An 11704-nucleotide genomic window follows, 5' to 3' on the forward strand; every position below is an offset into this window, starting at 1 on the left:
GGCCCCGGCGGGGCCCTATAGTGAGGGGTCCCGCCCACCACGCCAGGAATCGCCACCATGCCGGACGCCCCATGCTTCGAGCACCTCGCGCCCTTCCGCGTTTCGCCACTTCCCGAGATCCACTTCGGCCGCCAGACCCTGGCACGCCTGCCGGCGCTGATCGCCCGATACGGCAGGCGCGTCCTGCTGGTCACCGGCCGGCGCTCGTTCATCGAATCCCCCCGCTGGCCCGAGCTCCAGGCGGCTCTGCGGGAGCTGGGGGTGGCCTGGGATCATGTCAGCGTCACGGGGGAGCCCTCTCCCGGCCTCGTGGATGAGATCGTGGCGAGCCACCGCGACGCCGGGATCGAAGCCGTGGTGGCCATCGGCGGCGGCAGCGCCCTGGATGCCGGCAAGGCCGTGGCCGGGCTGCTGCGCACCGGGACCTCGGTCATGGACCACCTGGAGGGCGTCGGCCGGGGACTGCCCTACTCCGGCCCCGCGGTGCCGCTGATCGCCGTACCTACCACCGCAGGGACCGGCAGCGAAGCCACCCGCAACGCCGTGCTGAGCGTACCCGGCCCCGAGGGCTTCAAGAAGTCCTTCCGGGACGACCAACTGGTGGCGCGCGTCGCGGTGGTCGACCCGGACCTGCTGGCCGGCTGCCCCGCAGAGCAGCTGGCCGCCAACGGCATGGATGCCTTTACCCAGCTGCTGGAGTCCTATGTCTCCACCGGCGCCAGCCCGTTCACGGACGCGCTGGCCTGGTCCGGCATGCAGGCCTTTCAGCGCGGCTTCTGGAGCGTCATGGAGGGGGGCCCGGAGGGGCGGCCCGATCTCGCCTATGCCTCGCTGATCTCAGGCATTACCCTCGCCCAGGCGGGCCTAGGATCGGTGCACGGCCTGGCATCACCGCTCGGTGCCTTCTTTCCCGCGCCCCATGGCGTGGTCTGCGGCACCCTGCTGGCCGAGGCCACCGCGACCAATATCGCGGCGCTGCGCCAGCAGGCGGCGAACGGCGACGCCCTTCGCAAGTATGCCCGGGTCGGCCGCCTGCTCGCCGCTTCGCCGGAGCAGGAGGATCCCGCGGCCTGTGACGCCCTGGTGGCGACCCTGCGCGACTGGACGGACCGCCTGGCCATGCCGCGGCTTCGCACCTTCGGCATGCAGGAGAGCGACGTGCCGCGGGTGGTCGTCCATGCCAGGGGCGGCAGCATGGCCACCAACCCCCTGGTGCTCAGCGACAAGGCCTTGACCGCACTGCTTGCCAGCCGACTGTAAATCCCTAGCGCAGCTGGAACTCGAGACGCTGGCGGGCGTGCCGCAGGCGGCCGTCGGCCTCGAAGCGCCACTGCCCTACCGCCTCCTCGGCGGCCTCCTCGAAGACCTGGCGCGGCCGGGCGTCCAGCACCCGGATGCTGGCGCGATCAACGCTGCCGTCGGGCCGAATCAGGAACTCCAGTTCCACATGGCCCTCGAGCCCACGACGCTGGGCGCGTCGCGGATAGCCGGGCGGCACTCGGCTGAGCGGCACTGCCTCCCCCACCTCCACCGGTCCGCCATCAACGACCGATGACTCTCCCCGATCCTCGTCCACACTGCGCTCCCGGCCATGCTCTGCCCCGGGCGCTTCGACTGGCTCGGCGACCGGCGCTGGCTGCGGCTGCGGTTGCGGTTCGGGCACAGGCTCCGGCGTGGGATCGGGCGCTGGCTCCGGCTTGGGCTCGGACGTGGGCTCGGGTACGGGCTCGGGTGCGGGCTCGGGCACAGGCGCCGCTTCGGCCGCGGTGCTCTCGACAGGGTCGCTCTCGACAGGGTCGCTCTCGACAGGCTCGCTATCGACCGCCGCGGCGGGCAATGCCTGCACGTCGGCGACCTCCTCGGGTGCCGACTCGCCCGGTTCATCGCTCTCCGCCAGCGACGCCATCCGCAGCGGCATCGCCGCCTCCAGCGGCGCCACCTCCTCGATCGGCGGCGTCACCAGCAGCGCCAGCAGCCAGAACAGCCCCATGGCCAGGGCGGCACCACCGAGCCCCGAGAGGGCCAGCCGCATCATGGACCGCTCCGGGTGGCCGCCACCGCCACGTCCTCGACGCCCGACTCCCGCAGCCGGTCCATCACCTCCACCAGCAGCCCGGTGGTAGAGCGGCGGTCGGCCTGGATCACCACGCCGCCCTCGCTGCCGAGCAGCCCGGCCACCTCGGCGCCGACCCGGTGCAGGTCCACCGGGCGCCCGTCGACCCACACCGCCCCTTCCGCGGTGAGTGCCACCATGACCTGGGCCTCAGGCCTCGGGGTCGCGGCGCTGGAGTCGGGGCGCTCGATCTCCACGCCGCTCTCCTTGATGAAGCTGGTGGTGACGATGAAGAAGATCAGCATGATGAAGACCACGTCGAGCATCGGCGTGAGGTTCACTTCGCTGGCCTCGCTGTCGGCCTCCAGGCGGCGTCTACGCATCCCGCTCGTCTCCCCTCTCCTCGACGGCACGGGCCAGGCGGTCATGCAGCCGCTGGCGCTCGCGCCGAATGATCACTTCCAGGCGCGTGGTGGCCAGCAGGCCCGCCGCGGCCACCGCCATGCCGGTCAGGGTGGGCAGGGTGGCCCGGGCCACCCCGTCGGCCATGGCCCGCGCCTGGTGGGTCTCGCTGAGCGCCAGGCCGTCGAACACCACGATCATGCCGGTCACGGTACCCAGCAGGCCAAGCAGCGGACAGAGCGCCACCAGTAGCTTCATCCACGGCAGCGGGCGGCGCAGTCGGGCCACCAGCTCGCGGCAACAGACCTCGCGCAGGGTGCGCGCGCTCCAGCTCGCATGGTCCCGGCGGGCCGACCAGCGGCGCAGCAGGGCGCGGCGCTCCGCACGCCAGGTGACCCGAAAGTACCACCAGCGCTCCAGGGTCAGGGCGAAGAGCAGCGCGGCCACCAGCATGATGCCCACCAGCACGGCACCGCCCGCCTCCACCAGGCGCTGAAGCGGCGGGGCCCAGCCCCACCAGGCCTCAGGCGGAAAGGGCATGGGACTCTCGCGACGACGCCTTGGCGGGAGCGGAATGCGCCTCCAGGTGGCCGGCCAGGGTCGCGCTGGCGTGCCCCTCCAGCAGGCCCACCAGGCGCCGGCTGCGGCTGACCAGGGCGGTATGGGCGAACAGCAGCGGCACCGCGGTGATCAGGCCCAGCACCGTGGTGACCAGCGCCTGGCTGATCCCGCCGGCCATCAGCTGCGGGTCCCCGGTGCCAAACACCGTGATTGCCTGGAAGGTGACGATCATGCCGGTGACGGTACCCAAAAGGCCCAGCAGCGGCGCCACGGCGGCCAGCAGCTTGACCAGCCCCTGGCCACGCTCGAGGCGCGGCAGCTCCGCCAGCAGCGCCTCGTCCAGGCGAGCCTCGAGCGCCTCGGGCGGCAGGCCATCGGGCAGTGCCGCGAAGCGTGCCAGCACCCGCCCCAGGGGGTTGTCATCACGCAGCCGTTCGGGGGTCCTGCACTGGCGGCGCAGCCGCAGGGTGACCCCCAGCAGGTAGGCGTACTGCAGCAGCGCCGCGAGCAGGCCGAGCCCGCCCAGCGTCACCACCACGTAGCCCACGGCGCCACCCTGGTGGAAGCGCTCCACCAGGGTGGGCTGGGCCGACAGGGCGTCCAGCAGCCGGCCTGCGGTGGGGTCCAGCAGCAGCGCCTCGCCGCCGGACCAGGCCGCCGCCAGGCGGGCGCGCTGCTCGGCGGAGAGCCCCTCGACTACCGCCAGGCGCGGCATATCGCCATTCTCGGAGGTGCCGCGGCGCAGCAGATCGCCGCCGCCGAAGGCCATCAGGTCGCCCAGGCGGGCCACCTCGCGCGGCGCGATATGGCCCGCGAGGTCGGCCACTGGCGCCTCGAAGCGCCGCCAGCGTCCGCTCTCAGCGGTCCAGGCCTCCAGCCCACGCAGCAGCTCCGCACTCGCCTCGATGCCGCCCGTCTCCTGCGAGGGTCGCGCCGGCAGCTCGAGCCCACTGCCCAGACGCAGCCAGCTCTCGGCGAGGCCGTCACGCAGCTCGCCGGCCTGGCGATCCACCAGCGCCAGCAGCTCGGCATCGCCGCCATCCTCGGCGATCGGGGTCACGGGCAGCGGCACGCTGACGGAGGCGCCAGCCTGCTCGGCCTCAGGCAACAGGGAGACCGGCAGCGCCAGCAGCTCAGGAGCGCGCCGCTCACGGGCAATGGCCAACCCCTTGCGCAGTTCGGCCAGCGCGGCTGCGTCCAGGGGCTGCCAGCCCGCCTCCGTGCGGGACCAGACGCCCCCTTCACGGCCATCCGGACTCAGGAAATAGAGGCCCACCCGACCCAGCCGCAGGTAGTCCACCTCCCGGGACACGTCACCCACCAGCAGCCCCCGCCAGCTGTCGATCTCGCGCCCGTAGGCGAGCTCCTGGCGCCAGGCGGCCACCAGGCGCTCCCACTGTTCATGGGCCAGCAGCGGCTCGGCGGCCAGCTCTCGGCGCAGATCGCCCACCCGCGCCCGGCGCTGCTCGACCAGAAAGGGCAGGTCGCCGGCGATGAAGGCCTCCAGCCGCGCCAGGCTGCGCGCCATCTCGGCGGCCAGCGGCAAGGCCAGGCCGAGGGCGCCTGGCTCGAACCCCGGACCTTCCTCCGGCGATGCCCCGCTGGCCATACCCGATGTCATCAGCAGGGTCAGGCACAGGCAGGCGGACCCGACCCACTGCCTCGCCATCGATCTTCCTCTGCGCTCGTTCACCCTCGTCTCCCGAAACAGCGACTGGCGTGATCTTCCCCCATGGCGCGCTGCTCTGCCATGGCCCAGATCAACCGCGATATTAATGCAAATGATTCTCTATTTTATCCTGGCGACGCCCCATAAAAAACCGGCCCTCGTTCGAGGGCCGGCAACGGTGTGTTCGATGCGCCTGTCGAGAGCAAGAGGCTCTTGCTTACAGCTTGCTCTCGAGCTCCGGCAGCGCCTGGAAGAGATCCGCGACGAGGCCGCAGATCATGGAGAGCGCCACCGGGAAGATCCCGATCTTCCTTACAGCTTGCTTTCCAACTCGGGCAGGGCCTCGAAGAGATCGGCCACGAGTCCATAGTCGGCCACCTGGAAGATCGGCGCCTCCTCGTCCTTGTTGATGGCGACGATCACCTTGGAGTCCTTCATGCCGGCCAGGTGCTGGATGGCACCCGAGATGCCCACGGCGATGTAGAGCTCAGGCGCGACGATCTTGCCGGTCTGGCCCACCTGCATGTCGTTGGGCACGAAGCCGGCGTCCACCGCGGCGCGCGAGGCACCGATGGCCGCGCCCAGCTTGTCGGCGATGCCGTCGAGCAGCTTGAAGTTCTCGCCATTGCCCATGCCGCGGCCGCCGGAGATCACCACCCGGGCGGCAGAGAGCTCGGGGCGGTCGGACTTGGCCAGCTCCTCCTTGAGGAAGGTGGACTGGGCGTTGTCGGCCACGAAGTCCACCGCCTCGACGGCGGCACTGCCCCCCTCGGTCCCTCTATCAGGGCAGGCATCGAAGCCGGTGGTGCGCACGGTGATCACCTTGAGGGCGTCCTCGCTCTGCACGGTGGCGATGGCGTTGCCGGCGTAGATCGGGCGCTTGAAGGTGTCCGGGGACTCCACCGCGATGATCTCGGAGATCTGGGCGACGTCCTTGAGGGCGGCGACGCGGGGCAGCACGTTCTTGCCGGTGGTGGAGGCGGCCGCCAGCAGGTGGGTGTAATCGCCGGCCAGCTCGTTGAGCAGCGCCGCGGTGGGCTCGGCCAGCAGGTGGGCGTAGGCGGCGTGGTCGGCCACGCGCACGCGGGAGACGCCGTCCAGCCTGGCGGCGGCCTCGGCGATGGCGGCGACGCCTTCGCCGGCCACCAGCACATCGATATCGCCACCGCTCTCTTTGACAATCTGCTTGGCAGCGGAAACCACATGGGCGGTGGCGCCGGCCAGGGCGCCGTCGTGATGTTCAGCGAGTACCAGAATGCTCATGAGATCAGCTCCTATCAAAGCACTTTGGCTTCGTTCTTGAGTTTGTCGACCAGCTCATCCACGGAGCCCACCTTGACGCCGCCCTGGCGCTCGGCCGGCGGCTCGACCTTGAGCAGCTTGACCTTCGAGGCCACCTCGACGCCGAGATCCGCCGGAGTCTTGACGTCCAGCGGCTTCTTCTTGGCCTTCATGATGTCCGGCAGCTTGGCATAGCGCGGCTCGTTCAGGCGCAGGTCGGTGGTGACGATGGCGGGAAGGCTCAGCTCGACGGTCTGCAGGCCGCCGTCGACCTCACGGGTCACCTGGAGCTTCTCGCCCTCGACCTTCACCTCGGAGGCGAAGGTGCCCTGGGGCAGGCCGGTGAGGGCCGCCAGCATCTGGCCGGTCTGGTTGTTGTCGGTATCGATGGCCTGCTTGCCGAGGATCACCAGGCCCGGCTGCTCCTCTGCCACCAGCTTGGCCAGCGCCTTGGCGGCGCCCAGCGACTCGACCCGCTCGTCGGTCTCGACGTGAATGGCGCGGTCGGCGCCCAGCGCGAGCGCGGTGCGCAGCTGCTCCTGGGCGGCCTTGGGGCCGACGGTGACGGCGACCACCTCGGTGGCAACCCCGCGCTCCTTCAGGCGCACCGCCTCTTCCACGGCGATCTCGCAGAAGGGGTTCATGGCCATCTTGACGTTGGTAAGGTCGACGTCGGAGTGGTCCGGCTTGACCCGAATCTTGACGTTGTAGTCGATGACGCGTTTGACCGCGACGAGTACTTTCATGGTGTCCTCGCTTGGTATCTGGTGCGGCACTGGCGTGCACACCTTCCTGAAACGGGCCGCTTAGAACGGCGCGGCATGCCTTTATATGTTTCATGCGAGCGTTTGATAGGCGCCGCATCGAAAAACCCTGTCAATGTGCCATAGCCGGGCCCATGGCAACAATCCCACCTTGGGACGCCCACCTCCTCGGCCTAACGCATCGAAGGGGGTGACCTGAGTCCGCTATTATGCCTATCATGGAGTCAGGCCAGAAGCAAACGACCGTTTTAATTGCCTTCGACGTTGGTGGCAGACCATCGGCAGCGAAGCGAGGGAGGAGACGCAAGTGGAACAAGTAGAACGCGATTCGATGGACTTCGATGTGGTCATCGTCGGCGCCGGCCCCTCGGGCCTGGCCGCGGCGTGCCGGCTGGAAGGACCAGAAGAGGGCGCCCAGCGGCGCCTTGCGCTGGGCGGTCATGAGTGTCGAATCTCCAGATCGGTGCCGGTACCAACCATAGATTAAATTCTCTTAAATCGTGCTGGATTTAAAAAATCGATTATAGTGTCGACTATAGGTCGGCGCTCGAAGCGGCGTCAACCCGGGATGACGCAGGCCATTCGCGGAGCGAGAAACGGGAGGGGGTATGGGAGCACCCAAGCGCAAGGGCGGGACGACAAGGTCCAGCCTCATCTATGACACCCTGCGCCAGGACCTCGTCAACGGGCGCTTCAAGGCTGGGGAGAAGGTCGCGATCAGCGCCCTGAAGGAGCACTACGAGGTGGGGCTCAGCCCGCTGCGCGAGGCCCTCAACCGCCTGGCGGCCTATGGGCTGCTGATCCAGGAGAACCAGCGCGGGTTTCGCGTGCCGGGCCTGAACCGGGAAGAGCTGGACGATATTGCCGAGATGCGTCGCGAACTGGAGGTGATGGCGCTGAAGCGGGCCATCGAGCGCGGCAATGCGGAGTGGGAGTCGGAGCTGCTGGCCGCCGCGCATCGCCTCAGGCGAGCCGATGAGACCGCGCAGCCGGTCGAGGAGTGGGAGCGGCTGCACGGCAAGTTCCATCGCACCCTGCTGGCCCCCTGTGGCTCGGCCTGGCTGCTGCGCTTCATCGAGCAGCTGCATGACCAGTTCGATCGCTACCGGCGCCTGGCCCCGCCGGCCCCACAGGTGCGCGACCAGCTCAACCAGCAGCATGACCAGTTGGTCGAGCTGGCCCTGGCGGGGAAAGTGGCCGCTGCCCAGGCGCTGATGGAGGATCATATCCAGCGCTCCTACCAGGTGGCGCTGGGGGCCTGCCAGTAGGGCGGTGGGGGGCGGCCGGCGCCGCGCCATCGGCTACCCCGGGCGTCCCGACGCACCCCGCCACGCCTGCCGGGCAGGCGTGGCGGGGTGCGAAGTGGTCGGCCTGGAAGTGATCTGGCTGGATGAGCGGGCCCGGTTCAGTCCAGGTCGCCTATCGCCTCGCCCAGGGCATTGACCAGGCGATCGATCTCCTCGCGCTCGACGATAAAGGGCAGGCCGAGCTGGATGGTGTCGCCGCCGTAGCGCACGTAGAAGCCCTTCTCCCAGCACTTCATGGCGATCTCGAAGGGGCGCCGCGCCGGCTCGCCGGGGTAGGCCTCGATCTGCAGGGCACCGGCCAGGCCGTAGTTGCGAATATCACTGATATACCGGGTGCCCTTGAGACCGTGCAGGGCCTCCTCGAAGAGCGGGCTGATCTGCCTGACCCGCTCGATCAGGCGGTCGTTCTCCAGCACGTCGAGGGACGCCAGGGCCGCGGCACAGGCCACCGGGTGGCCGGAGTAGGTGTAGCCATGGGGCAGCTCCAGCATGTAGTCGGGGCCACCCTGCTCCATGAAGGTGTGATAGATCTCGCCCTGGACGATGACCCCGCCCATGGGCACCGCGCCGTTGGTGAGCTGCTTGGCCACGTTCAGGATATCGGGCGTGACGCCGAACTCCTCGGCGCCGGTCATGGCGCCCATGCGCCCCAGGCCGGTGATCACCTCGTCGAAGATCAGCAGGATCTCATGCTGGTCGCAGATCTCCCGCAGGCGCTTGAGGTAGCCTTTCGGAGGAGGAATCACCCCGGCGGAGCCGGCCAGGGGTTCGACGATCACCGCAGCGATATTGGAGGCGTCGTGCAGGGCGATCAGCTCGAGCAGCTCCTCGGCCTTCTCGGCGCCGCGCTCGGGCATGCCGCGGGTGAAGGCGTTCTCGGCCATCAGGGTGTGGGGCAGATGGTCGGCGTCGATGCCCTGGCCGAACGGGGCGCGGTTGGGCCCGATCCCGCCCACGCTGATGCCGCCGAAATTGACCCCGTGGTAGCCCTTGGCGCGGCCGATCAGCTTGGTCTTGGTCGGCTTGCCCTTCTTGCGCCAGTAGGCGCGAGCGATCTTGAGCGCCGTATCGGCGCTCTCCGAGCCGGAGCCGGTGAAGAAGACGTGATCGAGCCCCTGCGGGGTCAGCTCGCGGAGACGGTGGGCGAGCTCGAAGGCCTTGGGGTGGCCAAACTGGAAGGCCGGGGCGTAGTCGAGCTGGCGCAACTGCCGGCTGACGGCCTCGGTGATCTCCGGGCGGCCGTGGCCTGCGCCGCAGGTCCAGAGCCCCGAGAGCCCATCGAAGATGCGCCGCCCCTGGTCATCGGTGAAGTAGCTGCCGTCGGCGCCGACGATGATGCGCGGGTCGCGCTTGAACTGGCGGTTACCCGTGTAGGGCATCCAGTAGGCGTCGAGCTGCTCGGCGGAGAGCCCGCCGGCGTAGGGAAAGGCTTGTGCGGTCATGTCGTTGCCTCGCGGAACCTTGTCGTTGTAGATCTCGTTGTGGATCGAGCCATGAGTCCTGTCTTCAGACTAGGTAACGCCGTGCGTCAATTAAATTCATGAATACTTGAATTCATGTAACCTCTTAGTTGACAGAAAACCTGCCGGAGAGCGCCATGAGCAAGCATGCCCCCATGGGCCTGCCCGGGGATGCCGACCTGCGCCTGATTCGCATCTACCGCAAGGTGGTGGAGTGCGGGGGCTTTTCCGCCGCCGAGGTGGAGCTGGGCATCAGCCGGGCGGCGATCAGCATGGCCATGAAGGATCTGGAGACACGGCTGGGGCTGCGGCTCTGCCAGCGCGGGCGCGGCGGCTTTGCGCTGACCGACGAGGGCGCCGAGGTGTACCAGGCGAGCCTGCAGCTGCTCGCCGCGATGGAGGGATTTCGCACACGTGTCAACGGGCTGCACGCCTGGCTGAAAGGAGAGCTCAATATCGGCATCACCGACAACCTGGTGAGCATGCCGGAGATGCACATCACCCATGCGCTGAGCGCCCTCAAGGACCGAGGCCCGGAGGTGCGGATCAACATCCGCATGATCTCGCCCAGCGAGATCGAACTGGGGGTGCTCGACGGTCGCCTGCATGCCGGCGTGGTGCCCGCGCTGAAGTCGCTGCCGGGGCTCACCTATCTGCCGCTGTACGAGGAGACCTCGCGGCTGTACTGCGCGGCAGGCCACCCGCTCTTCTTGGCCGAGCACATCACCGCCGAGCAGCTGGCAGAGCACGACGCCGTGGTGCCGGCCTACGCCCAGTCGCCGACGATCAAGGCGCACCATGAGTGGCTCAACCCCACCGCCTCGGCCACCGACCGGGAAGGGATCGCCTTCCTGATCCTCTCCCGTCGCTTTATTGGCTATCTGCCGACGCACTATGCCGAACGCTGGGTCCTCACCCGCCAGATGAAGGCCCTGAACCCGGAGGCGTGGCACTATGTCACCCGCTACAGCGCCATCACTCGCAAGAGCGGGCCACCCAACCTGGTCCTGGAGGCCTACCTGGAAGAGCTGAATCATCTGATTTCCGGGCATTCGAGGGCCCGGTAGGCCTGCAGCGCGCCGCCGATTCATGCGATACTGCGCGCTTTCCTTCGGCCCATGCCACTTCATCCAGCTGTCACACAGGGATGCCGACCATGCCCCAGGGTACCCTCTTCATCGTTTCCGCCCCTTCAGGCGCCGGCAAGACCAGCCTGGTGCGCGAGCTGATCGAGAGCCTCGACGGCATCCAGGTGTCGGTGTCGCACACCACCCGCGAGCGCCGCAACGGCGAGGTGGACGGGGTCAACTACCACTTCGTGGACGTGGCGGCCTTCGAGGCGATGATCGAGCGCGGCGAGTTCTTCGAGCACGCCCGGGTCTTCGACAACTACTACGGCACCTCGCGCCCGGCGGTGCAGGCCGCCCTGGCCGCCGGCCAGGACGTGATCCTGGAGATCGACTGGCAGGGCGCCCGCCAGGTGCGTCAGCAGATGCCCGATGCGGTCTCCATCTTCATCCTTCCCCCCTCCCGGGAGGAGCTGGAGCGCCGCCTCGCCAGCCGCGGCACCGACGAGCACGCGGTGATTGAGCGGCGCATGCGCGACGCGGTCAGCGAGATGTCCCACCACGACGAATACGACTACCTGGTAATCAACGACGACTTCACCACCGCCCTGCGCGAGCTTCAGGCGCTGGTGATCGCCCAGCGGCTGAGCCACGAGCGAGCCGGCCAGGCCCATGCCCCGCTGCTGCAGGCGTTGCTCTGCTGAGCTTGACAAGCGCTGCACTGCAGCGCTTGTCAGGGCAACCGGCGGTCGAGTAACCTATCAGGTCTACCCATAGGTGGAATCCGTCCACACGCTCACCGCGTGTGCAGCGCCGGGTTCCCGCACGCTTTACAGGAAGGCACCCCCCATGGCGCGAGTCACAGTCGAAGATTGTCTGGAAAATGTCGAGAACCGCTTCAAGCTAGTGATGATCTCCACCGCACGCGCACGCCAGCTGGCGCGCGGCTCCCGCGATGCCCAGCTGCCCTGGGAGAACGACAAGCCCACCGTGGTCGCGCTGCGCGAGATCGCCGCCGGCCTGGTCGACGAGAGCGTCCTCGACGAGCCGGTCGAGCCCGCCGTGCGCCCGGTGCGCGAGCCCTACTTCGGCGGCGCCGGCGAGGAGTGATCCACGGCGGCGCCAGGGCGCCGTCATCCT

Annotated in this window: 12 protein-coding genes; 5 read left to right on the plus strand and 7 right to left on the minus strand. The window is 68.8% G+C overall.

Going from position 1 to position 11704, the window contains the following annotated elements; genetic code table 11:
- Positions 1 to 57: 57 nt before the first annotated feature.
- On the plus strand, positions 58 to 1260 hold the full coding sequence (locus D1793_RS11105; RefSeq protein WP_119022231.1) for an iron-containing alcohol dehydrogenase: 1203 nt from the start codon (positions 58 to 60) through the stop codon (positions 1258 to 1260).
- Between the two features lie 4 nt (positions 1261 to 1264).
- On the opposite strand, the gene D1793_RS11110 is transcribed toward D1793_RS11105, so the two are convergent.
- The 6 genes from D1793_RS11110 to D1793_RS11135 form a co-directional block, all read right to left on the minus strand.
- Positions 1265 to 2035 (minus strand): energy transducer TonB, encoded by a 771-nt coding sequence (locus D1793_RS11110; protein WP_119022232.1) that lies wholly within the window; start codon positions 2033 to 2035, stop codon positions 1265 to 1267.
- Entirely contained in the window at positions 2032 to 2436 is a 405-nt protein-coding gene (locus tag D1793_RS11115) for a biopolymer transporter ExbD (protein WP_119022233.1), read from the minus strand. Before D1793_RS11115 ends, D1793_RS11110 begins: the two co-directional genes overlap by 4 nt.
- A complete protein-coding gene (locus tag D1793_RS11120) occupies positions 2429 to 2995 on the minus strand; it encodes a MotA/TolQ/ExbB proton channel family protein (RefSeq protein ID WP_119022234.1) in 567 nt (188 codons plus the stop codon). The genes D1793_RS11115 and D1793_RS11120 overlap by 8 nt, the downstream gene beginning before the upstream one ends.
- Positions 2979 to 4685, minus strand: coding sequence for a MotA/TolQ/ExbB proton channel family protein (locus tag D1793_RS11125; RefSeq protein WP_119022235.1), 1707 nt, complete (start codon positions 4683 to 4685; stop codon positions 2979 to 2981). Before D1793_RS11125 ends, D1793_RS11120 begins: the two co-directional genes overlap by 17 nt.
- Positions 4686 to 4997: 312 nt before the next feature.
- A complete protein-coding gene (locus tag D1793_RS11130) occupies positions 4998 to 5948 on the minus strand; it encodes an FAD-binding protein (RefSeq protein WP_119022236.1) in 951 nt (316 codons plus the stop codon).
- Positions 5949 to 5962: 14 nt separating this feature from the next.
- On the minus strand, positions 5963 to 6712 hold the full coding sequence (locus tag D1793_RS11135) for an electron transfer flavoprotein subunit beta/FixA family protein (protein WP_119022237.1): 750 nt from the start codon (positions 6710 to 6712) through the stop codon (positions 5963 to 5965).
- Between the two features lie 626 nt (positions 6713 to 7338).
- Between D1793_RS11135 and D1793_RS11145 the strand changes: the two genes are divergently transcribed.
- A complete protein-coding gene (locus D1793_RS11145) occupies positions 7339 to 7998 on the plus strand; it encodes a GntR family transcriptional regulator (protein ID WP_119022239.1) in 660 nt (219 codons plus the stop codon).
- Positions 7999 to 8135: 137 nt separating this feature from the next.
- On the opposite strand, the gene D1793_RS11150 is transcribed toward D1793_RS11145, so the two are convergent.
- Entirely contained in the window at positions 8136 to 9479 is a 1344-nt protein-coding gene (locus D1793_RS11150; RefSeq protein WP_119022240.1) for an aspartate aminotransferase family protein, read from the minus strand.
- A gap of 155 nt (positions 9480 to 9634) precedes the next feature.
- Here D1793_RS11150 and D1793_RS11155 point away from each other — a divergent pair, with 155 nt between their 5' ends.
- The 3 genes from D1793_RS11155 (at position 9635) to rpoZ (ending at position 11674) form a co-directional block, all read left to right on the plus strand.
- Positions 9635 to 10564 (plus strand): LysR family transcriptional regulator, encoded by a 930-nt coding sequence (locus D1793_RS11155; protein ID WP_119022241.1) that lies wholly within the window; start codon positions 9635 to 9637, stop codon positions 10562 to 10564.
- Positions 10565 to 10653: 89 nt separating this feature from the next.
- Positions 10654 to 11268 (plus strand): guanylate kinase, encoded by a 615-nt coding sequence (gene gmk, locus D1793_RS11160; protein ID WP_119022242.1) that lies wholly within the window; start codon positions 10654 to 10656, stop codon positions 11266 to 11268.
- A gap of 145 nt (positions 11269 to 11413) precedes the next feature.
- Entirely contained in the window at positions 11414 to 11674 is a 261-nt protein-coding gene (gene rpoZ, locus D1793_RS11165) for a DNA-directed RNA polymerase subunit omega (RefSeq protein WP_119022243.1), read from the plus strand.
- Positions 11675 to 11704: the final 30 nt, after the last annotated feature.

The organism is Halomonas sp. JS92-SW72 (assembly GCF_003547075.1).
Classification (GTDB): domain Bacteria; phylum Pseudomonadota; class Gammaproteobacteria; order Pseudomonadales; family Halomonadaceae; genus Halomonas; species Halomonas alkalicola.